We start from the raw sequence: 24,380 nt of genomic DNA, 5'->3' as shown, positions 1-24,380 counted from the left end.
CACGGTCTGACGTCCTAGAACCGGACCGCGTTGTTGACGGGCATGTAGTTGAGGTCGTTGACCTGAACCGGGGAGCCCTCGTTGAGTGCCTGGACGACCTTACCGTCGCCGATGTAGATCGCCACGTGGGATGCGCCCGAGTAGTAGGAGACGACGTCGCCGGGCTGGAGAGCGTCGATCGAGACCGGGGTACCCGATGCCGCCTGCTCACCGGAGGTACGCGGGATCGACTTTCCGACCTGCTGGTGTGCCCAGCTGGTCAGGCCGGAGCAGTCGAAGGCGTTCGGGCCGGCAGCGCCCCAGGAGTAGGGAGCGCCCTGCTTGGACAGTGCGGCGTCGGCGATCTTCTGGCCGACGCTGCTCGGAGCCGAGACGGCGTCGCTTCCGCCCGAGATGGGTGCGGAGACCTGGTCGGCCGCCGCGAGGAAGGGGTCCACGTCCACGTGCTGCTTGGCGAAGTCCACGGCCTCGTTCGGGACATCGACGCTGATGTCGGTGTTCGGAACCTCGACGGTGACTGCCTGAGCGGTGGCGGGCAGGGCGATGACGGCGCCCATACCCACTGCAGCAACGGCGACTGCGTTGCGGCGGGAGTGGTCCTTCTTCATACGGTGCTTGCCCATGAGGGATGTTGCCTTTCCTGATTGCTGTCGGGGAGCCGGGAACGTCACGTCGCTCCCCTTAAGGTCACGAGAAGATTACGAAACGTGGCAGACCTTGTCCAACCATCGGACCGTGACCACACTGTGAGCGCTTCGTTATTTAACCGTTATCGAATCGCGACCAAAGCTTGACTCAATGTTCCCGACATCGCCTCCAAGCCCCGGACAGTCCGCTCACCTGCAGGAACACGCCCGGAGACACGGTCGGCCGCGCGCTCCCCACGGAACACGGACCGTCCCCAAAAACCATACTGTGATCCTCGTCACATTCTGAACCGTGTCGCGCTTCGACACCTCACCAACCACATGCGCCACACCGTCTGCCGCCCTGATCGTCCGGTTGTAGGGTCCGTGTCCGGGCCTCCCCGTAGACTGCGTAACTGTGACAAGTACTCTCCGTCGTAGCCTCGATGCCGCATTGGCCGACTGCATCATCATCGACTGCGAAACCACAGGCCTCGATCCTGCGGACGCGAGAATCATCGAGATCGCCACGCTGCACCTCCGTAACGGCAGCCCCGCCGAGGAGTTCCACACCCTTGTCGACCCCGGACAGCCGCTGCCCGACGAGATCTCCCGGCTGACCGGAATCACTGGGCGGGACCTGGTGGGCAAGCCGGGGTTCGGCGACGTCCTCGACACCGTCGCCTCGATCACGGACGGCAGGACGGTTGTCGGCCACAATGTCGCCTTCGACATCGCCTTTGTGTCCGCCGAGTACCGGCGGCACGGCGCGACAAGCCCCGTAGAGTCGGCTGACACGATCTGCACGGCACGCACGGCACGGTCACTGATCCCACGCGAACAGGTCGGGCGCTACAGACTCTCGACACTCGCCGACGCTCTCAGTCTCCACCACAGGCCGTCACACCGCGCCGTGGACGACGTACTCGCCACCGCGGACCTGCTGACGTACCTGCACCGGATCTCCCGTTGACCGGTCGCCGTCCACTCTCGATCAGAGGCCCGTGACAGGACTACGGGGCCCGACGGAGATCCAGAGGGGCCACCGAGAAAACACCCCGCCCTGCCGCCGCATCAGATGCGGGGCGGGACGGGGTGCCAACGTCGTTCCGGGGGACGGTCAGGGATTCTCGTGCCCCTCGTCGCCGAGCTTACGACGGTTCTCCTCCTGGAGACGCAACAGCATCTCCTTGTGCTCGTGCTCGTTGGCTTCCTCGATCTTCTCGACCTGGGACACAATGTCCTCGGGGTCCGGGGAGAACAACGAGCCACGACCGGGTTGTCCGGCGAAGCCGAGCTGGTTGAGCCTCCTGGGAACCTGCGCACCCGCGTAGTCGAGCGGGATCGGGTGCCCGTGCTCGTCGACCGGGCCGAGAGGCTGGTGCACCTCGATGAACCCACCGGACGGGAGCTGCTTGATCGTGCCGGTCTCGATACCGTGTTCCAGCACCTCACGGTCCGACCGCTGGAGACCCAGACAGATCCGGTAGGTGACGAAGTAGGCGACCGGAGGCAGCATGATGAAGCCGATGCGGCCGATCCACGTCATGGCGTTCAGCGAGATGTGGAAGAACACCGCCACGTGGTCGTTACCACCTGAAATCGTCAGGATCGCGTAGGCGACCAGGGCCATGACACCCAGCGAGGTACGGACCGGGACGTCGCGCGGACGCTGCAGCAGGTTGTGGTGCGCCGTGTCCTTCGTGAACCGCTGTTCGATCCAGGGGTAGGCGAAGAGCAGCATCACCAGGATGCCCAGCAGGACCGCGACCCACACCACTGCGGGAATGGTGTAACTGCCGAGGTACAGCTCCCATGCGGGCATGATTCGGGCTGCACCGTCAGTCCACAGCATGTAGATGTCGGGCTGCGAGCCGGCAGACACCTGCGAGGGGTTGTACGGGCCGAGGTTCCAGATGGCGTTGATCTGGAACACGCCGGCCAGCAGTGCGACGAAACCGAAGGTGATCAGGCCGAACGCCACGGAGTGCACGGCGAAGACCGGGATCACGCGGGCACCGACGACGTTGCGTTCGGTACGGCCGGGTCCGGGGAACTGCGTGTGCTTCTGGTACCACACCAGCGCCAGGTGTGCCGCGATGAGCGCGAGCAGGATCGCGGGGATCAGCAGGACGTGGGCGATGTACAGACGCGGGATGATGATGTCACCCGGGAAGTCGCCGGCGAACATGATCCAGTGGAGCCAGGTGCCGATGATAGGCAGACCGATGATGATGGCCGACATGATGCGGAGGCCGACACCCGAGAGCAGGTCGTCGGGCAGGGAGTAGCCCATGAAGCCCTCAGCGATGGACAACAGCAGCAGGACGCAGCCGATGATCCAGTTCGCCTCACGGGGCTTACGGAAGGCACCCGTGAAGAAGATGCGCATCATGTGGACCATGATCGACACGGCGAACAGCAGTGCCGCCCAGTGGTGCACCTGACGGATGAAGAGTCCGCCGCGGACCTCGAAGGAGATGTTCAGGGCGGTCTCGTAGGCCCGGGACATCTCGACGCCGTTGAGGGGCGCGTACGCACCCTCGTAAACGACCTTCGACAGGGAGGGGTCGAAGAACAGTGTCAGGTAGACACCTGACAGCAGCAGGATGATGAACGAGTAGAGGGCGATCTCACCGAGCATGAACGACCAGTGGCTCGGGAAGACCTTGTTCATCTGCTTCCGGAGGCCACCTGCTGCGGTGTAACGCTCATCGAAGTTATTGGCCGCCTGGGCCAGGTGGGAAGGCTTTGTGGGTGTGCTCATGACTGACGCTCCCAGAAGGCAGGGCCGACGGGCTCGACGAAGTTCTTGTCCGCGTACAGGAACCCGTCTTCATCGACGTTGATGGACAGCTCGGGCAGGGCGCGTGCGGCCGGACCGAACACCGGCTTACCCCAGTGCAGCGCATCGAACTGCGACTGGTGGCACGGGCAGAGAATGCGGTTGGTCTGCTGCTCGTAGAGCGAGGTCGGGCAACCGATGTGGGTACAGATCTTCGAGTACGCGTAGTAGTCGCCGTAGTGGAAGTCCTCCTGACCCTCACGCTGGACGGCCTTGACGGCGTCAGAGTGACGGAGACGAATCAACATGACCGCGTTGCGGGAACCGTGGATCGAGTGCATCTGCTCCTCGTACACGTCACGCTCAGGGTTGAAGTCGTCATGGTCGTTGACCATGTCCTGGGTCATGGGGAACACCGTCTCCATGGCACCGGCGTCGAGATCCTCCGGGCGCACGCGGATCAGACGGTTCACGCCCTGCGTGCTCCAGTGTCCGTCGTGCTCCTCGGCGATGGCACCCGTGTCCCTACCGAGGTACACTTTCTCGCCGTCATTGACGAGCGTCCAGCCCGTGGTCCACAGTGTTCCGTCGCCGTCGATACCCATCGCACGGGGCTTCCACGGGTTCTTGACGATACCGCCCAAAGGCAGAGCGATCGCCACGCCGGCCAGCGCGACACCGGCGCCGCCGAGACCCATCAGGACCTTCCGACGGCCCAGGGTCGACGTCTTCCAGGCGTCGTTGAGCAGCGCGGTCATTGTACGGCGGTCGACCTCGTCGGACGGACCGTCGTGACGCTTCTGGACCGCGATCTCCTCGGGGACGAACTTCTTGGAGAACTGGACCGCACCGATGCCGAGGGTGATGATCGACAGACCGGACGTCACACCGAGAAGCGGGGTGTAGAGCGAGTAGACCCAGAGACCGTCCTCAGCGAGATGCTTGTACTCCCAGGGCCAGAACAGGTAGACGGCGACGAACGCGAGCCCGAAGATCACGGACAGGGCCCACCAGAAACCGACGCCACGTGCGGCACGCTTCTCAGCGGGATCGCCCTCGACCGGGAAACGCTCCTTACGGTAGGCGACGGTGACGTCGTCCATCTCGGTGCCGAGGCGGGCGAGCTCCTCGTCGCTCATGCCCTTGATCTCTTCTTCAGAGTAGCTGCTCTTGATCTCACTCATGACCGGGTTCCAATCCACATGGCCGCGCCGATGAGCACGACGATCCCGACGATCCACATCAACATACCCTCAGTGACCGGGCCGATCCCGCCGAGTCCGAGTCCACCGGGGTTCGGGGTCTCCTTGGACGACTTGATGAAGGCGATGATGTCCTTCTTCTCGTCCGCGGTGAGCTGACGGTCCGAGAACTTCGGCATGTTCTGGGGGCCGGTGAGCATTGCCTGGTAGATCTCCTGCTCATTGGCCGAGTCCAGATCCGGGGCGTACTTACCCCCGGACAGGGCTCCACCACGACCTGTGAAGTTGTGGCAGGAGGCACAGTTCAGACGGAAGAGGTCGGAACCGCGGGAGACGTCCGACGGATCGATCTCGCCGTCGTTGTTGTGGGAGCCACGCAGGGAATCCATGGCGATGGTCCCGTCCTCGTCCTTGACGATCCCGGGGCCGCCGCCGTTGGCGTTGACGTATGCAGCGAGTGCGAGGGTCTGAGCTTCATTGAAGCGGGCGTCCTTGCGGTCAGCCTGCGCCTCGTTACGCTTCATCGGCATACGACCGGAGTGGACCTGGAAGTACACGGCACCCTCACCGACGCCGACCAGGGAGGGACCGCGGTCCTCGACACCCTGGAGGTTGGCACCGTGGCAGGTGATGCAGGCGACCTCGTAGATCTCCTGACCCTGCGTGATCATGGACTGCGCATCCTGTTGCGCGGTCGCTGACTGCGGGTCCGGGGTAAATGCCTGGGCGACCAGGCCGGCGCCGGTCAGGCCGAGCACGAGCGCGAGCGCTCCGGCCATCGTCCGGCGCAGTTTACGTCGGGTACGACGCTTCTTGCCTGTTGTGGATGCCGGGGTGGGGTCCACCACCGGGTTCTCCCCCTCGGGAGTTGGATTGTTCGTATCCATCTTGTTCCCTTAACTCGTCATTTGGAAGGCGATGGGCTTAACGGCCGAGCGTCACACATCGGCCCGTCCGGCCTACTGGATGAAGTAAATGGTGATCCACAGTCCGATCCACACGACATCGACGAAGTGCCAGTAGTAGGACACGACGACGGCGGCGGTGGCCTGGGCCGGGGTGAACTTCGACTTCATCGTGCGAAGAATCACCACGACGAAAGCAAGCACGCCGGCGATGACGTGTGCGCCGTGGAAGCCGGTGGTGATGAAGAACACCGACCCGTAGACGCTGCTCGAGATCGTCGTCCCCTCCTGCACGAGGGCAACGTACTCATACCCCTGCCCGATGACGAAGATCGTCCCGAGCACGATAGTGAGTGCGTACCACTTACGGAGGCCGAACACGTCGCCACGCTCCGCGGCGAACACCCCCCACTGGGCGGTGAACGACGACGACACCAGAATGACGGTGATCGCCAGAGCAAAGGGGACGTTGAGATGGGTCGGCTCGGAGGGCCAGTTACCGTTCGAGTTCGCCTTCGAGACGAAGTACATCGCGAACAGGCCCGCGAAGAACATCAATTCCTGGGACAGGAACACAATCGTGCCGACGCTGACCATATTGGGTCGGTTCAGCGTCACGGCACGCTGTGGTGCTGCCATGCTTTGGTTTCCAACTGCGCTCGTCACGCGTACAAGTATGACCGACCCTGGCCCCCTAGTCGATTCGCGCCCCCGGCGAGTTTCGACCTTTCTGTAAAACCCCTGGTAGTCGCTTCACGTTTCCTGGCAACTCACCACAAACGGGGTTAGCCGGGAACTCTTCGCCCTGAATTACGACGGCACTGTATCTCCGCAGGTTGACCTCCCGCAGCGAGAACCCGCCCTCTCCCCCGGTCGGGTCCCCACCCCGCCGAACCACCCCCGTTTCAGGGGAGGTGAGGCGCCGCCCGGGAACCGGTCCCGGCAATTACGTCAACGGCCTCCCAGTAGCTTACCCGGAACGGCCCCACGCAACGAATCTCCGCACCTCGCGACCCCCTCCGGCGCCCCGAGCGCCGTCACGCGTAATAGGATGGATCCGTCCGCAGCCGCTCACCGATGAGCGGACGGACACAGACATCCAACTTCGAGAGGACGACACTGATGCCCGACGATCTGAGTCTGACCACCCCGGACCACATCACGCCGCTGGGCTCCGACCGCCTACCGGAAAGCTACTTCACGTGGCCAGGGGTACTTGACCGTATCGGGCGGCACGAGGAACTCAGTGAATCCCAGATCACCTGGGCAGTCAGCCGCATCATGGAGGGCGGCGCGACTGACGCACAGCTCGCCGCCTTCGCGTTCGGACTCCGCGTCAAGGGGATCACGGCTGCCGAACTCTCCGCCGCTGCGTCGGCGATGCGGGCGTACGCCACTCCCGTGGACTTCAGCGACATCCCGGATGCCGTCGACATCGTCGGTACGGGCGGCGACGGCCACCACACCGTGAACATCTCCACCATGGCCTCCTTCGTGGTGGCGGCCACCGGAGTGCCGGTCGTGAAGCACGGCAACCGTGCAGCGTCCTCCAGATGTGGCGGTGCTGACGTCCTGGAGGTGCTCGGGCTCGACATCGACCGCTCCCCAGAGACGATCCATGAGGACGCCCTGAAGACCGGCTTCGCCTTCATGTTCGCCAAGACGTACCACCCCGCGATGCGTTTCGCTGGGCCGGTGCGCTCCGAGCTGGCTGTCCCCACCCTCTTCAATCTGCTCGGGCCGATGACGAACCCCGCAGGACCGAAGTTCGGCCTCATCGGCTGCGCCTTCCGCGACATGATGCCCATCATGGGCGGGGCATTCGCCCATCAGGGCGTGCGGGCGCTGATCGTACGGGGGCTCGACGGCATGGACGAGATCAGCGTCTGTGCCCCCACAGAGGTCGTCACCGTTGATGAAGCGGGACGAACCGGTGAGTTCACCATCAATCCGCGCACCTACGGTCTCGACGTCTACGACGATGACGCGCTCAGAGGCGGCGACCCCCAGTACAACGCGGACATCGCCAGACGTCTCATGGCCGGTGAGATCACCGGAGCTATCAAGGACGCCGTCTTGATCAACGCAGCCGCGGCCCTGACGGCGGTACACGGTTGGGAGGGCGACGACCTGAAGTTAGCGCTCAGCACCCAACTCGCCGTGGCACGCGACGCACTCGAATCCGGGGCTGCCCAGCAGAAGATGAACGACATCATCAGCCTGTGACACGCGGTGCCGGCCGCTCGTCTCCGGGCAGCCGGCACACGCAGAAGGAGCACCCGCGAGGAAGATGCGGGTGCTCCTTGTTCTCGTGTCTGCGCTACGGCTGGACGACTACTCCTTCTCGGGCGGAAGTCCGTACTGCAGGTTGAGCATCGTTGTGGCCCAGATGAGCATCGCGGCGCCCAACAGGATCACCCAGATCAGGAAGAAAGCGATGCCGTAGCCCATGACCACGATGGCCATCGCCATGATGAACGGCCACCCGGAGTGAGGCGAGAAGAAGCCGAGCACTCCCGCACCGTCCTCGATCTCTGCCTCCTCCCAGTCCTTCGGCTCGATGTCTGCCTTGGAGTTGGTGAGGTGGAAGTACACGCCGAGGAAGAGGGTCAGCAGTGTCGCCAGGACAAGTCCCGTGCCACCTGCCCACTCAATACCCTGCTGGTTCGCATCGTCATTGAGCTGCGACGTCGCGTAGAAGTACACGACCGTCATCACTGTGAGGAACAGTGCGAGTCCGTACATCAACTTGGCTGTCTGCCGCATTGTTGTCTCCTAGTGTCTCTTCGCCGACTTAGGCGGAACGGTCGATGTAGTTGTCACCCTCGACTCCCCGCGTGGAATCACGTCCGGGAAGGAAAGGCTGAGTCGAGGTGGCGTAGGGGTCCTCGCCGATCTCCGCCAACGCGTCAGCATTGGTGGCCTCCGGGTTGGCCTCACGGTAGGCGATGTAGGCCGCGAAGTTCTCCGGGCTCACGGCACGGACCTCGAAGTTCATCATCGCGTGGTAGGTACCGCACATCTCGGCACACCGTCCGACGAAGGCGCCTTCACTCTCAATGCCTTCGATCTGGAACCGCCGCTCAGACTGGTTCGCTTCGGGGTGCGGGAACACGTCGCGCTTGAAGAGGAACTCGGGGACCCAGAACGAGTGGATCACGTCCGAGGAAGCCAGGTTGAACTCGATCGGGGTGTTCGTCGGCAGGACGAGCACCGGAACCTCCTCGGACGTACCGAGAGTCTCGATCTGGTCGTAGTTCAGGTAGGTGAAGTCCTCCGAGGACTTACCGTGGATCGGGCCGACGGACTTACCGTGCTCGTCGCGGTCATCCTGCGGCACGGCGGCGTTGGCCTCTGCAGCCTCGGCACGCTCCTCGTCCTCGCCGACGTATTCCTGACCGTCCTGGGTGAGATCACCACTGACATTGCCGTAACCGAACTTCCAGTTCCACTGGTAGGCGGTGACGTCGACGCTGACCTGCGGATCCTTGTCGAGTGCGGTGACCTTGTCCTGGGTCTGCACCGTGAAGAAGAACAGACCCATGACGATCAGCACGGGGATGACGGTCAAGGTCAACTCGAGCGGGACGTTGTATGCCGTCTGCCGGGGAAACTCCGGCTTGCCCTTCTTGGCGGCCCGCTTGTCACTGTCGCGGAAGATCACCACGAACATGAGGGCCCACATGATGATGCCGATGATCCACGCGACCACCCAGGTCCACACCCAGAAGTTGCCCATGGACTGGGACTCCGGGGTGATTCCGTCGGGCCAGCCCATGCGCAGGGCATGGAAGAATCCGTTGTCGGGGGGTGCGACATCGCAGCCGACCAGGGCAAGGGAGCCAAGTCCCAGCACTCCGGCGAGGCCGAGCTTACGACCTCTTCCGTGAACTTTTCGCTGTTCCACGCGAGTATGCCTTCCTCAATCACACGTCGTGTTCATCGGGGCCATCGTGTCCGTCGCCTGCAGAGGACGGACACCGGCCCCGTGTCATCTTCCGACAATAGTGCATGGAGGGGGATGCCCCTGCATCATGCACACCATTGTGATTCTCTGTCGGCCCTATTCGGGGTTGCTGGACGCGAGCTGGGTGGCCACACCTGTGCCCGGCATGTCTCGTCTGGGTCAGCGCGACCTCGACGAGTAGTCTTGTGTGCTTACGCACGCGCACGCGGCCGGTATCTCACCGTCCTGCCCCGCTACCCGGGCACCGGACACGCCGGCTCCCGACGACACTTACGGAGATGACCCCAGAGCACATGTGTGGACTTCTTGGAATTCTGACGGCACACGGTGACGCCCCCCGTTTCGTGGACACGACCGCCCGGGCACTCCCCTGCATGCGGCACCGCGGCCCGGACGAAGACGGCACCTGGAACGACGACGACGTGGTCTTCGGCTTCAACCGCCTGTCGATCATCGACCTCGAGCACTCGCACCAGCCTCTCCAGTGGGGCCCGGCCGATCAGCCGGACCGATACTCGATGACGTTCAACGGCGAGATCTACAACTACGTCGAACTCCGGGAGGAGCTCCAGGCAGAAGGTTACGAGTTCGCCACGTCCGGTGACTCCGAGACCATTGTGGTCGGTTTCCACCACTGGGGCACGGACGTCGTCAACCACCTGCGTGGAATGTTCGCTTTCTCGGTGTGGGACTCAGCGGACCGGACGATGTTCCTCGCCCGCGACCCCTTCGGCATCAAGCCACTGTTCTATGCGACGACGGACGCCGGCACCGTCTTCAGCAGCGAGAAGAAGTCCGTCCTGGCGATGGCCGAGGACATCGGTCTCGACCTGAGCCTTGACGACCGGGCAATAGTCCACTACACGGACCTGCAGTACGTCCCGGAACCGGAGACTCTGCACAGCGGTGTCCGGCGGCTCGAATCGGGGTGCCACGCCACCGTCCGCCCCGGAGAGGCTGTCACAGCTGTACGGTACTTCGAGCCGACGTTCCCGGTCTCTCCTGTACCGGCAGGACAGGAACACGCCCTTTTCACCCGTATCGCCGACGCCCTGCAGGATTCAGTCGCCAAGCATATGCGGGCCGACGTCACCGTCGGCTCCTTCCTCTCCGGAGGGATCGACTCCACCGCGATCGCGTCACTGGCCAAGCAGCACAATCCGGACCTCATCACGTTCACCACCGGTTTCGAACGGGAGGGCTACTCGGAGGTCGACGTCGCGGCGGAATCCGCGGAGGCGATCGGCGTGGAGCACGTGGTCAAGGTCGTCTCCCCCGAAGAGTTCGCTGCCGCCGTCCCGAAGATCATCTGGTACCTCGACGACCCGGTCGCGGATCCGGCACTGGTTCCCCTGTACTTCGTCGCCGCCGAGGCCCGCAAACACGTCAAGGTCGTCCTGTCCGGTGAGGGCGCGGATGAGCTGTTCGGCGGGTACACGATCTACAAGGAACCCCTGTCCCTCGCGCCGTTCGACAAGGTCCCTTCCCCCGTCAAACGGGTCCTCCGTACAGTCGGCGACGCCCTGCCCGACGGTATGCGTGGCAAGTCACTCCTCCAGCGTGGAACGACACCGATCGAGGAGCGCTACTACGGCAACGCCCGGTCGTTCAACTATGAACAGCTCGAACGCGTGCTGCGTATTGCCCGGCCCGAGTGGGACCACCGCGAGGTGACCGCACCGATCTACGCGAAATCCGTGCACATGGATCCGGTGGCGCGGATGCAGCACCTCGACATGTTCACGTGGTTGCGCGGGGACATCCTGGTCAAGGCGGACAAGATCACCATGGCCAACTCGCTGGAGTTGCGTGTGCCGTTCCTCGACCGGGTCGTCTTCGACGTCGCGCGTACCATTCCCCACGAGCTCAAGGTCGGCAACGGGACCACGAAGTACGCTCTGCGACGCGCTCTGGAGCTCATCGTCCCCGAACATGTCATCAACCGGAAGAAGCTGGGGTTCCCTGTCCCCCTCCGCCACTGGCTCGCCGGTGATGAACTCTACGACTGGGCGAAGAAGAACATCGAGGATTCCGCCACCGACCACATCTTCGACAAGTCCCAGGTGCTGGCGATGTTGGACGAACACCGGGTGTCGATGAACACCGGTTCCGGCCCGGACCACTCACGACGGCTGTGGACGGTCATCGCCTTCATGATCTGGCACGGCATCTTCGTCGAACAGCGCATCCACCCGGACATCGACGAACAGGACTACCCGGTCCACCTCTGATCTCTCTTCCGGCGCGACACGCACCGTGCCGAAAACGGAGGAACTCCCCGCCTTCTGCACGAAGGCGGGGAGTTCCTCTGGGATCCTCTGTACAGGGCAGGTCCGTCAGCTGAAGGAGTCGCCGCAGGCGCAGGAGCCACCTGCATTCGGGTTGTCGATGGTGAAGCCCTGGGATTCGATCGTGTCAGAGAAGTCGATCTTCGCTCCCGTCAGGTACGGGGCGGACATCTTGTCCACGACAAGACGGACGCCCTCGACGTCGTCGACAAGGTCGCCGTCCAGGGTGCGGTCATCGAAAAAGAGCTGGTAGCGCAGGCCTGCACAACCACCCGGCTGAACGGCGATACGCAGGGACAGGTCGTCCCGACCCTCCTGTGCGAGCAGACCGGCGGCCTTACCTGCGGCAGCGCTGGTCAGTTCGACACCGGTGGACTTCTCGGCGGTCTTTTCGGGAGCAGTCATCATTTCCTCCTCAGTAATGCGGATATGCCCAAACTACTCGTCCACAACCATGAAATCCAGTGATCTATTCCCGACAGCCTCACCCGCGTTGGTACCGCCGTCCGCTCGTGCTCTAGCCTGTGAGGTGTGAAACTCCCGTGGAAGAAAGATGATGACAGTGATGTCGCCGACGGCGACGTCACCTCGGCAGGCGGCTCCCTCACCGACGAGGACGCCGCCACGACACCGAAGGGCTACACGCCCAAGAAGGGCCGTCCGACGCCGAAGCGCAACGAGGTCGAACGTTCCACCGGCGTCCGGCGGGTCCATTTCGACGCTCCGATGACTCCGAAGGAAGCTCGTCAGCGCAAGAAGGACTACAAGAACTCCATGTCGAAGGAGGAGTTCAAGGAGGCCAAGCGTAAGCAGCGCGAGGAGGCGGCGGAGTCGCGTCGCAAGGCCAACGAGCGGATGATGGCCGGCGACCCTGACTACCTTCTCGCCAGGGACCAGGGCAAGGAGAAACTCTTCGTCCGGAACTACGTGGACTCCCACCGTTACCTGATGAACTACTTCCTGCCTATCGCACTGGTCGTCGTTGTCGTCATGATCCTCGGCACCCGAATGCCGCTGATCGCCAACTACATCAGTCTGTTCATGCTGGTGGTGATCCTGATCCTGGTGGTCGAGGGGCTCTTCCTCGGTCGCAAGGTCAACAGGCTGGTGCGCGAGCGGTTCCCGGACACGACCTTCGGGAAGTGGACCATCGGTTTCTACGCTTTCACCCGGGCCACCATGGTCCGCAAGATGCGGACGCCCGCACCCCAGGTGAATATCGGCGACGCGGTCTGATGTCAGAGCGACCGGTCCTCCAGCAGCTCGGCGCCTGGGCCGTCCGCACCGGGTACACCGGCACAAGGTCTGGCGACGAGGCCTCCGGACCGCGCCCGGAGCTCCTGCTGGCAACCGGGGATCACGCCGTCGCCGCACCGTCCTCCGGCGTGGACAGCCCGGTTTCCGCGCTGCCCTGGGGACACGCGCACGCGGAGACCGACCGGATCAACGCCGGGGTGTCCCCGCTCTGCACGCTGGCAGCGCGACAGGGCGTCGACATCTCCGTCACCGGTTTCCCCGACTCTTCCGGGGGCTCACCGTCTCAGTGGCTGGATGCGGGACGGGAGGCTGCCGACGCCCGCGCGGACGCCGCAGTTCCACTGCTTCTCACCGGAACCGTCGGGACGGGAGCGACGACGACGGCCGCAGCACTCGTCGGGGTCCTGTGCAATGTCGAACCGGTGAAGGTCGTGGGCCGTGGCGGGGGCCCTGCACCGGTCAGTGACGAGAAGTGGAAGCACAAGACGGTCGCCATCCGCGACCGGATGTTCCAGGCACGGGCCCACCGGAGGCGCCCGGTCGATGCTTCCGCGGTACTCGACATCCTCGACATTCTCGGTACCCCGGACACGGCCTTCACGGCGGGGCTGCTGGCTCAGTCCGCGACGCGCCGGACGCCCGTGATTCTGGACGGTGTCAGCGGACTCGCCGCGGGACTACTCGCAGACGCCCTCGTCCCGGGGGCTGCCCACTGGTTGCTGTTACCCGAGATCTCGTCGGAACCCGCAGCGACTGTCGCCGCACGCCGCCTGGCACTCACCCCGGTCGTCGACCGTCCCCTGGGCGCACCCGCCGCCGCCGCAGGGCTCGTGGTCCTCCCCCTCCTGGACGCGGCGGTGTCTCTGCGCCAGGAATAGTGCCCCGTTACGCCTGGACCAGCGTGTGGTTCCAGGAGTGGGAGTCCTCTCCGGTACCACGCTGGATACCGGTGAGACGCTCGCGCAGGCGCATTGTGATCTCTCCGGGGTTTCCACCGTTGATCTGGAACTCGCCCGTACGGTCCTTCACCGTACCCACCGGAGTGATCACCGCGGCGGTCCCACAGGCGAACGCCTCCGCCATCTCACCGGAGGCCGCCGTCGCCCGCCATTCATCGACAGTGAACCGGCGTTCCGTGACCTTCAGCCCTTCGTCAGCGGCGAGCTGCAGCAGCGAATCACGGGTGACGCCGGGCAGCAGCGAGCCGGAGAGCTCCGGGGTCACCAGTTCCGCCGGCTTCCCGTCCTGTCCCCCGAGGATGAAGGCGAGGTTCATCCCGCCCATCTCCTCAATGTTGGTGTGGTTCGTCGCGTCCAGCCACACAACCTGATCGCAACCCTGCTTCTCAGCGTAGGACTGCGCCGCGAGAGACGACGCGTAGTTTCCGGCGAACTTCGCCGCGCCGGTACCCCCGGGGGCCGCACGGACGTACTCGGTGGACAGCCACACGCTGACGGGGGTGACCCCGCCCTTGAAGTACGCGCCCGCCGGAGACGCGATCACGTAGTAGCTGTAGCTCACGGACGGGTGCACACCCAGCCCGACTTCGGTGGAGATGATGAACGGACGCAGGTAGAGCGCTTCCTCACCACCGGAGGCGGGGACCCACTCCCTGTCCACGTCGACGAGCTCACTCAACGAGGCGAGGAAGAGGTCCTCCGGGATCTCCGGCATGGCGATACGGCGTGCGGAGGAACGGATTCGCTCGGCGTTCTTGTCCGGGCGGAAGGTGGCGACCGACCCGTCCGGCTGGCGGTACGCCTTGAGTCCCTCGAAGATGGCCTGACCGTAGTGGAGGACCGACGTCGCCGGGTCCATGGCGATCGGTGCGTAGGGAACGAGCCGTGCATCATGCCATCCGGCGTCCTCGGTCCAGTCGATGACCACCATGTGGTCGGTGAAGTACCGGCCGAAACCGGGGTTCGCGAGTACTTCGGCGATCCTCTCCGGCGGGGTGGGGTTCTCCGTCAGCGTGCGGGAGAAGGTGGTGGACGTGGAGTTGGCGGGCGCGGAATCAGACATGGCCTGTATCTTAGACCCGTCGGTGCCGGTCCGGAACACATGCCCGGCAGGACGCCTGACGACGACTCCTATCAAGCTTGAGGTGAGCGATGACATCCACTGGACTGCCCCGGGGCACCATGCCTCCGTTGGAACTTCTCACGGATGCTTCGGCGGTCGCCGACGCCGACGTGGACATCCTGGTCATCCCCTCCTTCTCCGGGGACAACGGAATCGAGCTGTCCCTGGGTTCGGCCCCCGGGTCCCCCTCCGGCACCTCCTCCCCCTTCGACAGGGAGACGCAGGTGGCCATCTGGAAGTCGCTGGTCGACATCGGTGCACGCGGGCGGGCAGGGGAAACGCACCTGCTTCCCGCCGTCCCCGGCATCGCGGCGACCCGTCTGTTCGCGGTCGGTCTCGGTGACGCGGACACGCTGACGGACGAAGGGCTGCGTACCGCTGCGGGCACCGCCTCGCGGGCCCTCGACCACCTGCCCGCGTCCGTGGGCGACGGCGACCTCACGGCACTGAGCCTCCTGGGGACCCTGGGGATCGGCCCTGCGACCGAAGGACACGGTCTGGGCGGCTACACCTACACCGGAGCGAAGCCCGGAGACGCTCAGGCAGGCCGCCTCAGGCGTCTGGTCATCGCACCCCCGACCGCTCCGAGCGCCGCCGGGTCCGCCGCCACGGACTTCTCCCGGGCATGTGTCGTCATCGAGGCCGTGACCTGTGCCCGCGACCTGGTGAACGCTCCGGCGAACCTTCTCTATCCGGACAGTTACGCCCGCATCATCTCCGACCTCGGTTCGCAGGCCGGACTCACGGTGGAGGTCCTGGATGAGCGTCAGCTCGCCGAGCAGGGGTTCGGGGCTCTCGTGGGCGTGGGCCAGGGGTCACCCCGTCCTCCCCGCCTGGTCCGTGTGTCCTACCGACCTGACCTCCCTGAGGCAGCGGACACGGAAGCACCGCCACACGTCGCCCTCGTCGGAAAAGGTGTGACCTTCGATACCGGCGGCATCTCGTTGAAGCCCTCCCCCAACATGGGGAACATGATCTCGGACATGGGGGGCTCCGCTGCCGTCGTCGCTGCGGTGATCGCGGCGTCCGAACTCGATCTGGCGGTCTCCGTGACGGCCACCGTGCCGCTGGCGGAGAATATGCCGGACGGTACCGCCGTACGCCCCGGGGATGTTCTGCGCCACTACGGCGGGCTGACCACCGAAGTCCTCAACACCGACGCCGAAGGCAGGTTGATTCTCGGGGACGCCATCGCCCGGGCGTGCGAAGACGACCCCGACTACCTCGTGGAGACAGCCACGTTGACGGGCGCCCAGGTTCGGTCCCTCGGAGACCGGACACCTGCCGTGATGGGAACCCCCGGTCTCCGCGACCGGGTATCCGCGCTGTCCCGCGACGCGGGTGAGGGAGCCTGGTCCATGCCTCTACCGGCGGAAATCGCCCACGACATCCGGTCCGACGTCGCCGACCTGCGTAACATCCCCAGCAAGAGCTGGGGAGGTATGGCCGCCGCCGGCCACTATCTCGCCGCGTTCGTCCCGGAAGGGCTGCCCTGGGTCCACCTGGACGTCGCCGGCCCCGCGTACAACACCGCCGCACCGCACGGCTACACCCCACGACGGGCGACGGGAGTACCCGTCCGGACGATCATCGCGGTCCTGGAGGACATCGCCGGCGACACCGACGTCGCAGGAACGACGGGGTGACCCGGTCGGTCAGTCCCCTTCCCCTTCTGCGCGACGCTCCTCGAAGCGCGCCCGTCGTTCCTGCTGTTCGAGACGTTTGCGGATAATCCGGTCACGCTCGATACGGTCCCTCATCCGCTGGGGGTAACCGCTCTTCTCCGCGTCGTAGAGCCGGACACCGGTCGCCGAGATCACGTCGTCGATACCGCGGGGCCCGCCGATGCGCCGACGGGTCCAGTCGCCGGTGGCGTCCACGAGAACCACGGACATCTCGTTGACCAGGGTCTCGGGTTCGACGAAGCCTTCCACACCTTCGCGCTGCGCCGCCCAGTGGCTCAGGTAATCAAGGTCGGCGGGACGCGTACGCCCACCCGGTGCCCGAGGAGGTCGGGGACCGGAGCGACGAGATCGACCGAATAAATTGAACACACCACAGATTCTAAGGGATTCCGTGAGGACGCTGCGACCAGTCTCCTCTGCCGGCGACAGGCCCTGTACGGGGCGGCATGGGCCGACCCCCTCCGGCAGGACGACGTTCACAGCGCTACCATATATAGTATTCGGTCAGAGACCACTTCTCTGCTTTCTCTGCGTACTGCGGACCGATCCACGTACTCCACATCTGTACCCCGTCGTTAAATAGGAGCTTCAACACCATGGCGCACTCCGTCGAAATGCCCGAGCTGGGCGAATCCGTCACAGAAGGCACTGTTACCCAGTGGCTGAAGAAGGTCGGCGACACCGTGGAGGTCGACGAACCCTTGCTCGAGGTCTCCACGGACAAGGTCGACACGGAGATCCCTTCCCCCGTCGCCGGCGTACTGCTGAAGATCATCGCCGACGAAGATGACACCGTCGACGTCGGTGCCGTCATCGCGGAGATCGGTGATGAAGGTGAGGAAAGCGAGGCGAGCGGGGATTCCGCCTCCTCCGACGAGGCCTCCGCAGAACAGCCCGCCGAGGACGAGGACACGACAGACGACTCGTCCGACTCGTCCGACGATCAGGAGGAATCCGCTCCGGCACCGGCCTCCAACGGCGGCGGAGCGGGGACCGAGGTGACGATGCCTGAGCTCGGCGAGTCAGTCACCGAGGGCACCATCACCCAGTGGCTGAAGAAGGTAGGCGACGAGGTGGAGGTCGACGAACCCCTGCTCGAGGTCTCCACGGACAAGGTCGACACCGAGGTTCCTTCGCCGGTCGCCGGCACTCTGCTGGAGATTCTCGCCGAGGAGGACGACACCATCGACGTCGGTGGCGTGATCGCCCGCGTGGGTGACGGAAGCGCCGCCGACGAGGCACCCGCCAAGGAGGAGAAGGAGCCGAAGCAAGAGGAGCCGAAGGAGGAGCCCAAGCCGGAGAAGAAGGAGGAGCCCAAGGCAGATCCTCAGCCGGAGAAGGAGTCTTCGGAGCAGGAGGCGTCCTCCACGTCAGATGCCGGCGAGCCGTCCGACGGTAACCTCCCCTACGTCACTCCGCTGGTGCGCAAGCTGGCAGAGAAGCACGGCGTGGATCTTTCGACCGTCGAGGGCACCGGGGTCGGTGGACGTATCCGCAAGCAGGACGTCATCGCTGCCGCCGAGGGCGGCACGGCGAAGGAGTCCGCACCGGCGCCGGCCAAGGGCGTCGATCCGGAGAAGGCCTCGCTGCGGGGCACCACCCAGAAGGTCAACCGGATCCGCGCGATCACCGCCAAGACCACGCTGGAGTCCCTGCACGGAGCGGCGCAGCTCACGCAGGTCCACGAAGTCGACATGACCCACATCGCCGAGCTCCGCAAGGCGTCGAAGGCAGCCTTCCAGGACAAGCATGGCCAGAACCTCACGTTCCTGCCGTTCTTCGCGAAGGCCATCGTCGAAGCCCTTGTCGCGCACCCGAACGTCAACGCCTCCTACGACGCCGACACCCAGGAGATGACCTACCACGGCCAGGTCAACCTCGGTATCGCCGTCGACACCAAGGACGGCCTGCTGTCCCCGGTGATCCACGACGCCCAGGACATGTCACTGCCTGAGCTGGCCGCGGCGATCGCCGACATCGCCGACCGTGCCCGGAACAAGAAGCTCAAGCCGAACGACGTCAGTGGCGGCACCTTCACCATCACCAACATCGGCTCCGAGGGCGCACTCACCGATACCCCGATCCTGGTGCCGCCGCAGGCCGCGATGATCGGCACGGGTGCCATCCGCAAGCGTCCGGTCGTGATCACCGAAGACGGTTCCGACAGCATCGCGATCCGCAGCATGGTCTACCTGCCCATGACCTACGACCACCAGATCGTGGACGGCGCTGACGCAGGCCGGTTCCTGACCACCATCAAGGACCGGCTGGAGAACAGCGACTTCACCTCCGACCTGGAGATCTGAGTCCACTGACCCCTCCCGTCCTCTACCCCGCCACCGCGTTATCGCGGTGGCGGGGTAGAGTCGTTAGGCATGGGATATCAACGCGGATCCATCCGGATGTCGGACACCCCTGTCGTCGTCGACAGCCTCGGGACGGTGGACTACCTGTCAACCTGGGACAAACAGGCCGCCCTGGCGCGTCAGCGTGCCGACGGACAGATCGAGGACACCGTCCTGCTGTTGGAGCACCCGCCGACGTACACCGCGGGTAAACGCACACAGCCGGAGGATCTGCCCACCAACGGCCTCCCCGTCGTCGATGTCGACCGGGGCGGGCGGATCACCTGGCACGGACCGGGACAACTCGTCGCCTACCCGATCATCAAACTGGACGATCCGATCGACGTCGTCGACTACGTCCGGCGTATCGAGGAGGCCGTCCTGGCGACCTGCCGTGACGTCGGTCTCGACAACGTGGGACGAGTCCCGGGGCGGTCCGGCGTGTGGCTTCCCGCAGGTCTCCGACATGGAGAACTCGTCCCCGCCCGCAAGGTGGCGGCGGTGGGGATCCGTGTGACCCGTGGAGTCACGATGCACGGTGTCGCCTTGAACTGTGACAACACCCTGGACTACTACGACCACATCGTGCCGTGCGGACTGGCGGACACCGGAGTGACGACACTGTCCGAGGAACTGGGCCGGGAGGTCCGCGTCGCGGATGTGACCGACATCTTCACCGGCCACCTGCTCGCGGCACTGGACGGGTCGCTTGAAATGTCCGACCACGACGTGCCCGAGGAACTGGCACATGGCGTACTGACGTCCTGAACAGGCATTTTAGGATGACTTCCAGCGCTGGAGTCAGTTAGCGTCACTGAACGATGCAGCGTAGGGTGGGGGCCGTGACTGTTACATCAGACGGACGACGACTTCTCCGCATCGAGGCGAAGAACTCCCAGACCCCCATCGAACAGAAGCCACGGTGGATCCGTACCCAGGCCAAGATGGGACCGGAATACCGTGACATGAAGAACCGTGTCTCCGGTGCCGGTCTGCACACGGTCTGCCAGGAGGCCGGGTGCCCCAACATCCACGAATGCTGGGAGGAACGCGAGGCCTCCTTCCTCATCGGTGGCGACACCTGCTCCCGTCGGTGTGACTTCTGCCAGATCAAGTCGGGCAAGCCCAGTCCGTTGGACCGCGACGAGCCCCGCCGTGTCGCCGAGAACATCCGCGAGATGGACCTGCGTTACGCCACGATCACCGGCGTCACCCGTGACGACCTCGATGACGAGGGAGCCTGGCTGTACGCCGAGATCGTGCGCAAGGTGCACGAACTCAACCCGAACACCGGCGTCGAGAACCTCACACCTGACTTCTCCGCCAAGCCCGACCTGCTGGCCGAGGTCTTCGAGGCGCGTCCGGAGGTCTTCGCCCACAACCTCGAGACCGTGCCCCGGATCTTCAAGCGGATCCGTCCGGCATTCCGCTACGACCGGTCGCTGGAGGTCATCCGCGCGGCCCGTGATTTCGGACTGGTGACCAAATCAAACCTCATCCTCGGCATGGGCGAGACCGCCGAGGAAGTGCAGTCGTCACTGACGGACCTGAAGGACGCCGGGTGCGACATCATCACGATCACCCAGTACCTGCGTCCGACCTCCATGCACCACCCGATCGAGCGGTGGGTGAAGCCGGAGGAGTTCATGGAGCACTCCGAGTTCGGCAAGGAGCTGGGATTCGGTGCCGTGATGTCCGGTCCGTTGGTCCGGTCGTCCTACCGGTCTGGTCGGCTCTACGCCGAGGCCAAGGCCGCACGCGGCGAGGCGCTCCCCGAGAACCTGACCCACCTGGGTGACACCCTGGGCTCCACCACCAGTCAGGAAGCCGGCACTCTGCTGGAGAAGTACGGACCGTCCAAGGAGACCCCTGTCTCCTCCGCACGCTAGTTGTCCCCACGCCCCGGTGGACGTCGTTGACGGTCCCGGGGCGCCGATGTTCTAAGGTAGGCGGTATGGCGAAGGATCCCCGGGAGAAGGAAAACAAGCGGCTCGAGAAGGCCGCCAAGAAGTCACGGCGCAAGCAGACACGAGGCCAGATGTGGCAGGCCTTCCAGATGCAGCGCAAGAAGGACAAGAAGCTCATCCCCTACATGCTGCTGGGCCTGCTCGGCCCGGTGGTGGTCATGTTGGCGCTGAGCCTGGTGTTCGGCTGGTGGTGGCTGAACCTCATCGTCGGTATCGCCATCGGCGTGATGGTCGCCTTCTGGATCTTCTCCCGCCGTCTGCAGTCCGGTGTCTACGACCAGATCGAGGGGGAAGCCGGTGCCGCAGGATGGGCGCTGCAGAACCTTCGCGACGGCGTCGGGGTCAAGTGGATCACCGAGACTGCGGTGGCCTCGAACACACACATGGACGCCGTCCACCGGGTTGTCGGTGTTCCCGGCGTGATCCTCGTCGGGGAAGGCAGCCGTCACCGTCTCAAGCCGATGATGGCGCAGGAGCGGAAGAGACTCGCCCGCATCCTCGGTAACACGCCCATCTACGACGTGTACATCGGCGAGGGCGAGGACGAGGTACAGATCCGCAAGCTGCAGAACCACCTGGTCCGCCTGCCCCGCAACATCAAGAAGAACCAGGTCGACGCGCTCAACAGCAAGGTCGAGTCGATCGCCCGTCTTCACTCCAGGGAATCGATGCTCCCGAAGGGGCCGATGCCCCGCAACGCCGCGAACCCGGCCGGCGTCAACCGCCGTGCCCGCCGCGCCGCACAACGCAACAAGAAGGGTTGAGGCTGAGACTCCCCGGCCCCGGGGCCCTGATCGATCGAATCAGGACCCCGGGGTCTTTTCGTGCCCTCCCTTACCCCGTCCCTGACACACCAGGGTTGTGTCGGTCCGCGGGGTGTCACGCCGACACCGCCATGGTGTCCGGCATGACGACCGACCGCTCCCCTGCCTACCTGGTCCGGATCACCGCGGTCCCGGTAGCGCGGTCGTGCATGCCCCTGCTGTCGGTGTCCTGGATCAACGGGGGGAAGAGGAACACAGTGAGCACCGTCCGCACCACTGACCGGATGAGGCCGACACGCTGATCCGGGTCGTCCACGCGGGCGACACCGATCCCCATCACGGCGTGGCCGGGTGACTGCCCGAACAGCCACACGGTGACGATCCGCCAGACCACCCACACCATCAACACCACTGTCGAGGTTCCACCGAGCGCACCCGTCATCTGTGTGATGAAGAAGGCGATGCCGTAGCAGATCAACCAGTCGACCAGCAGCGCAAGCACACGGGGAAAGATCGAGGCAATCGACCCGGGCCCCGAGGCCGGCAGTCCCAGCAGTTTGCCGGGATACGAACTCAGGTCGCGGGGGTCCTCGAACTGTCCCGGAACCTGGGGGCCTTCCAGCCAGCTCGGCTGTCTGGCGCGCTCCTCGCGGAGCCCCTTCCGTCGTTGACGGCGGTCGTCCCCGGTGCCACTGCTGCCACTGTTCTTCTGCCGTTTCGCCATGATTCTCAAGCGTACCGGCCCTGTCACCGACCCCCAATTTCATGGCGGACCACCCCGACTGTGCACACCCGGGGACCACTGCCCGTATCCTAGAGGTCAAGCCCCGACCGGGGACTACCGGAATCGACCGTGGCACCGGCGGACCAGTTACACGCCGGTAACATTGGATTGACACTAGGGCAACAACCCCAGAATATGGTTGTTCACGACGCACCCGGAAGGGTGAATCCCCTCGTGAGACAACGAAACAACGAGTTGGGTCGAACATGACTGCAAGGAGTCCAGAAGTGGCATTTAAGACGGCCGAAGAGGTCACCAAGTACATCGCGGACAACGACATTGAGTTCGTCGATGTCCGATTCACGGACGTGCCTGGTGTGGAACAGCACTTCACCATTCCCGCCTCCACCTTCGACGAGGATGCCATCGAAACCGGCCTGGCGTTCGACGGATCGTCGGTGCGTGGCTTCACCACCATCGACGAGTCGGACATGAACCTGCTGCCCGACCTCGCGACCGCCAAGGTCGACCCCTTCCGTAAGACCAAGACCCTGAACGTGAAGTTCTTCGTCCACGACCCGTTCACCCGTGAGCCTTTCTCCCGCGATCCCCGCAACGTCGCGCGCAAGGCCGAAGAGTACCTCGCGTCCACCGGCATCGCCGACACGTGCAACTTCGGGCTTGAGGCCGAGTTCTACCTCTTCGACAAGGTCCGTTACTCCGCCGAGCAGAACTCCGCATTCTACGAGGTCGACTCCAATGAGGGCTGGTGGAACCGCGGTAAGGAGACCAACACCGACGGGACGCCCAACACCGCCTACAAGACCCGCGTCAAGGGCGGTTACTTCCCGGTCCCACCGTACGACCAGACCGTGGACGTCCGCGACGAGATGGTGAAGAACCTCGCCGCCTCCGGTTATGATCTCGAGCGCTTCCACCACGAGGTCGGTACCGGTGGTCAGCAGGAGATCAACTACAAGTTCAACACGCTGCTGCATGCTGCCGACGACCTGCAGTCGTTCAAGTACATCATCAAGAACACCGCTGCCGCCCACGGCAAGTCCGCCACGTTCATGCCGAAACCGCTGGCCGGTGACAACGGCTCGGGCATGCACGCCCACCAGTCCCTGTGGAAGGACGGCAAGCCCCTCTTCCACGACGAGGCCGGCTACGCCGGCCTGTCTGACCTGGCCCGCTACTACATCGGCGGCATCCTGCACCACGCGGGCGCTGTCCTGGCGTTCACCAACCCGACGCTGAACTCCTACCACCGTCTGGTCCCGGGCTTCGAGGCACCGATCAACCTGGTCTACTCGCAACGCAACCGCTCTGCTGCCGTCCGCATCCCGATCACCGGATCGAACCCGAAGGCCAAGCGTCTCGAGTTCCGCGCACCGGACCCCTCGGGCAACCCCTACTTCGGCATGGCAGCGATGATGCTCGCCGGTCTCGACGGCATCAAGAACCGCATCGAGCCGCACGCCCCCGTCGACAAGGACCTCTACGAGCTGCCCCCGGAGGAGGCCGCCAGCATTCCGACCGCACCGACCTCCCTGGAGGCCGCGCTGCACGCACTCGAGGAGGACAACGACTTCCTCACCGAAGGCGGCGTGTTCACCGACGACCTGCTGGAGACCTACATCGCCTACAAGTACGACAACGAGATCTCCCCGTCCCGTCTGCGCCCGACCCCCCACGAGTTCGAGCTCTACTACGACTGCTAGTTGTACTTCCCGGGGAGGTTGTGAACACTCCGTCGGGGGATGACGCATAAGGAAGACCT

General features: G+C 64.6%; 22 protein-coding genes. 11 read left to right on the top strand and 11 right to left on the bottom strand.

Features of this window, described 5'->3' with window-relative positions; all coding sequences use genetic code 11:
* Window positions 1-14: 14 nt before the first annotated feature.
* Window positions 15-623, bottom strand: a complete 609-nt coding sequence (locus FS507_RS15190; RefSeq protein ID WP_145943621.1) for an NlpC/P60 family protein — start codon at window positions 621-623, stop codon at window positions 15-17.
* 421 nt (window positions 624-1,044) lie between these two features.
* On the opposite strand from FS507_RS15190, the gene FS507_RS15185 reads away from it, so the two are divergent.
* Entirely contained in the window at window positions 1,045-1,599 is a 555-nt protein-coding gene (locus FS507_RS15185) for a 3'-5' exonuclease (RefSeq protein WP_260853549.1), read from the top strand.
* Between the two features lie 147 nt (window positions 1,600-1,746).
* On the opposite strand, the gene qcrB is transcribed toward FS507_RS15185, so the two are convergent.
* From qcrB to ctaE, 4 genes are all read right to left on the bottom strand, one after another.
* Window positions 1,747-3,393, bottom strand: a complete 1,647-nt coding sequence (gene qcrB, locus FS507_RS15180; RefSeq protein ID WP_145943620.1) for a cytochrome bc1 complex cytochrome b subunit — start codon at window positions 3,391-3,393, stop codon at window positions 1,747-1,749.
* Window positions 3,390-4,595 carry a cytochrome bc1 complex Rieske iron-sulfur subunit gene (gene qcrA, locus FS507_RS15175; protein ID WP_145943619.1) on the bottom strand — a complete coding sequence of 402 codons (1,206 nt, stop codon included), beginning with the start codon at window positions 4,593-4,595 and terminating at the stop codon, window positions 3,390-3,392. Before qcrA ends, qcrB begins: the two co-directional genes overlap by 4 nt.
* A complete protein-coding gene (qcrC, locus tag FS507_RS15170) occupies window positions 4,592-5,500 on the bottom strand; it encodes a cytochrome bc1 complex diheme cytochrome c subunit (RefSeq protein ID WP_145943618.1) in 909 nt (302 codons plus the stop codon). Before qcrC ends, qcrA begins: the two co-directional genes overlap by 4 nt.
* A gap of 72 nt (window positions 5,501-5,572) precedes the next feature.
* Window positions 5,573-6,184 carry an aa3-type cytochrome oxidase subunit III gene (gene ctaE / locus FS507_RS15165; RefSeq protein WP_145943617.1) on the bottom strand — a complete coding sequence of 204 codons (612 nt, stop codon included), beginning with the start codon at window positions 6,182-6,184 and terminating at the stop codon, window positions 5,573-5,575.
* 468 nt (window positions 6,185-6,652) lie between these two features.
* Here ctaE and trpD point away from each other — a divergent pair, with 468 nt between their 5' ends.
* Window positions 6,653-7,744: an anthranilate phosphoribosyltransferase gene (gene trpD, locus FS507_RS15160; protein ID WP_145943635.1), complete on the top strand. Its 1,092-nt coding sequence runs from the start codon at window positions 6,653-6,655 to the stop codon at window positions 7,742-7,744.
* A 108-nt stretch (window positions 7,745-7,852) separates the two neighbouring features.
* On the opposite strand, the gene ctaF is transcribed toward trpD, so the two are convergent.
* Together ctaF and ctaC are read right to left on the bottom strand one after the other, a co-directional pair.
* Window positions 7,853-8,284 (bottom strand): aa3-type cytochrome oxidase subunit IV, encoded by a 432-nt coding sequence (gene ctaF / locus FS507_RS15155; protein WP_145943616.1) that lies wholly within the window; start codon window positions 8,282-8,284, stop codon window positions 7,853-7,855.
* 28 nt (window positions 8,285-8,312) lie between these two features.
* A complete protein-coding gene (ctaC, locus tag FS507_RS15150) occupies window positions 8,313-9,425 on the bottom strand; it encodes an aa3-type cytochrome oxidase subunit II (protein WP_145943615.1) in 1,113 nt (370 codons plus the stop codon).
* 353 nt (window positions 9,426-9,778) lie between these two features.
* Here ctaC and asnB point away from each other — a divergent pair, with 353 nt between their 5' ends.
* Window positions 9,779-11,716, top strand: coding sequence for an asparagine synthase (glutamine-hydrolyzing) (gene asnB / locus FS507_RS15145; protein ID WP_145943634.1), 1,938 nt, complete (start codon window positions 9,779-9,781; stop codon window positions 11,714-11,716).
* Window positions 11,717-11,821: 105 nt separating this feature from the next.
* Here the strand turns inward: asnB and FS507_RS15140 are convergent, their stop codons facing one another.
* The gene (locus tag FS507_RS15140; protein WP_145943614.1) at window positions 11,822-12,178 is read right to left on the bottom strand and encodes a HesB/IscA family protein; all 357 of its coding nucleotides are present in this window, start codon (window positions 12,176-12,178) and stop codon (window positions 11,822-11,824) included.
* Window positions 12,179-12,304: 126 nt separating this feature from the next.
* Between FS507_RS15140 and FS507_RS15135 the strand changes: the two genes are divergently transcribed.
* Together FS507_RS15135 and FS507_RS15130 are read left to right on the top strand one after the other, a co-directional pair.
* Window positions 12,305-13,009, top strand: coding sequence for a DUF3043 domain-containing protein (locus tag FS507_RS15135; protein WP_145943613.1), 705 nt, complete (start codon window positions 12,305-12,307; stop codon window positions 13,007-13,009).
* Window positions 13,009-13,908 carry a nicotinate-nucleotide--dimethylbenzimidazole phosphoribosyltransferase gene (locus FS507_RS15130; RefSeq protein ID WP_145943612.1) on the top strand — a complete coding sequence of 300 codons (900 nt, stop codon included), beginning with the start codon at window positions 13,009-13,011 and terminating at the stop codon, window positions 13,906-13,908. Before FS507_RS15135 ends, FS507_RS15130 begins: the two co-directional genes overlap by 1 nt.
* A 7-nt stretch (window positions 13,909-13,915) precedes the next feature.
* Here the strand turns inward: FS507_RS15130 and FS507_RS15125 are convergent, their stop codons facing one another.
* A complete protein-coding gene (locus FS507_RS15125) occupies window positions 13,916-15,052 on the bottom strand; it encodes a branched-chain amino acid aminotransferase (RefSeq protein WP_145943611.1) in 1,137 nt (378 codons plus the stop codon).
* A gap of 89 nt (window positions 15,053-15,141) precedes the next feature.
* On the opposite strand from FS507_RS15125, the gene FS507_RS15120 reads away from it, so the two are divergent.
* Entirely contained in the window at window positions 15,142-16,758 is a 1,617-nt protein-coding gene (locus FS507_RS15120) for a leucyl aminopeptidase (RefSeq protein WP_145943610.1), read from the top strand.
* A 9-nt stretch (window positions 16,759-16,767) separates the two neighbouring features.
* Here the strand turns inward: FS507_RS15120 and FS507_RS15115 are convergent, their stop codons facing one another.
* Window positions 16,768-17,166 carry an oxidoreductase gene (locus tag FS507_RS15115; RefSeq protein WP_145943609.1) on the bottom strand — a complete coding sequence of 133 codons (399 nt, stop codon included), beginning with the start codon at window positions 17,164-17,166 and terminating at the stop codon, window positions 16,768-16,770.
* Between the two features lie 227 nt (window positions 17,167-17,393).
* Here FS507_RS15115 and sucB point away from each other — a divergent pair, with 227 nt between their 5' ends.
* From sucB to FS507_RS15095, 4 genes are all read left to right on the top strand, one after another.
* On the top strand, window positions 17,394-19,103 hold the full coding sequence (gene sucB, locus FS507_RS15110; RefSeq protein WP_145943608.1) for a 2-oxoglutarate dehydrogenase, E2 component, dihydrolipoamide succinyltransferase: 1,710 nt from the start codon (window positions 17,394-17,396) through the stop codon (window positions 19,101-19,103).
* A gap of 69 nt (window positions 19,104-19,172) precedes the next feature.
* Window positions 19,173-19,910 (top strand): lipoyl(octanoyl) transferase LipB, encoded by a 738-nt coding sequence (gene lipB, locus FS507_RS15105; RefSeq protein WP_145943607.1) that lies wholly within the window; start codon window positions 19,173-19,175, stop codon window positions 19,908-19,910.
* A gap of 74 nt (window positions 19,911-19,984) precedes the next feature.
* Complete coding sequence (lipA, locus tag FS507_RS15100) at window positions 19,985-21,031, top strand: lipoyl synthase (protein WP_145943606.1); 1,047 nt, start codon at window positions 19,985-19,987, stop codon at window positions 21,029-21,031.
* Between the two features lie 65 nt (window positions 21,032-21,096).
* Entirely contained in the window at window positions 21,097-21,873 is a 777-nt protein-coding gene (locus tag FS507_RS15095) for a DUF4191 domain-containing protein (RefSeq protein WP_145943605.1), read from the top strand.
* 166 nt (window positions 21,874-22,039) lie between these two features.
* Here FS507_RS15095 and FS507_RS15090 read toward each other — a convergent pair whose 3' ends face one another.
* Window positions 22,040-22,597 (bottom strand): RDD family protein, encoded by a 558-nt coding sequence (locus FS507_RS15090; protein ID WP_145943604.1) that lies wholly within the window; start codon window positions 22,595-22,597, stop codon window positions 22,040-22,042.
* A gap of 287 nt (window positions 22,598-22,884) precedes the next feature.
* Between FS507_RS15090 and glnA the strand changes: the two genes are divergently transcribed.
* Entirely contained in the window at window positions 22,885-24,321 is a 1,437-nt protein-coding gene (gene glnA / locus FS507_RS15085; RefSeq protein WP_145943603.1) for a type I glutamate--ammonia ligase, read from the top strand.
* Window positions 24,322-24,380 lie beyond the last annotated feature (59 nt).

The sequence above is a fragment of the Corynebacterium glyciniphilum AJ 3170 genome, from assembly GCF_007673095.1.
Classification (GTDB): domain Bacteria; phylum Actinomycetota; class Actinomycetes; order Mycobacteriales; family Mycobacteriaceae; genus Corynebacterium.
The sequence above is the reverse complement of the archived record's forward strand: the minus strand, read 5'-3'. Positions and strand labels throughout refer to the sequence as shown.

Excerpts from the sequence above, each read along its gene's own strand:
- FS507_RS15190 (WP_145943621.1), bottom strand. The coding sequence starts at position 623 with ATGGGCAAGCACCGTATGAAGAAGGACCACTCCCGCCGCAACGCAGTC.
- qcrB (WP_145943620.1), bottom strand. The coding sequence starts at position 3,393 with ATGAGCACACCCACAAAGCCTTCCCACCTGGCCCAGGCGGCCAATAAC.
- qcrA (WP_145943619.1), bottom strand. The coding sequence starts at position 4,595 with ATGAGTGAGATCAAGAGCAGCTACTCTGAAGAAGAGATCAAGGGCATG.
- qcrC (WP_145943618.1), bottom strand. The coding sequence starts at position 5,500 with ATGGATACGAACAATCCAACTCCCGAGGGGGAGAACCCGGTGGTGGAC.
- ctaF (WP_145943616.1), bottom strand. The coding sequence starts at position 8,284 with ATGCGGCAGACAGCCAAGTTGATGTACGGACTCGCACTGTTCCTCACA.
- asnB (WP_145943634.1), top strand. The coding sequence starts at position 9,779 with ATGTGTGGACTTCTTGGAATTCTGACGGCACACGGTGACGCCCCCCGT.
- FS507_RS15140 (WP_145943614.1), bottom strand. The coding sequence starts at position 12,178 with ATGACTGCTCCCGAAAAGACCGCCGAGAAGTCCACCGGTGTCGAACTG.
- FS507_RS15130 (WP_145943612.1), top strand. The coding sequence starts at position 13,009 with ATGTCAGAGCGACCGGTCCTCCAGCAGCTCGGCGCCTGGGCCGTCCGC.
- FS507_RS15125 (WP_145943611.1), bottom strand. The coding sequence starts at position 15,052 with ATGTCTGATTCCGCGCCCGCCAACTCCACGTCCACCACCTTCTCCCGC.
- FS507_RS15120 (WP_145943610.1), top strand. The coding sequence starts at position 15,142 with ATGACATCCACTGGACTGCCCCGGGGCACCATGCCTCCGTTGGAACTT.
- sucB (WP_145943608.1), top strand. The coding sequence starts at position 17,394 with ATGGCGCACTCCGTCGAAATGCCCGAGCTGGGCGAATCCGTCACAGAA.
- lipB (WP_145943607.1), top strand. The coding sequence starts at position 19,173 with ATGGGATATCAACGCGGATCCATCCGGATGTCGGACACCCCTGTCGTC.
- FS507_RS15095 (WP_145943605.1), top strand. The coding sequence starts at position 21,097 with ATGGCGAAGGATCCCCGGGAGAAGGAAAACAAGCGGCTCGAGAAGGCC.
- FS507_RS15090 (WP_145943604.1), bottom strand. The coding sequence starts at position 22,597 with ATGGCGAAACGGCAGAAGAACAGTGGCAGCAGTGGCACCGGGGACGAC.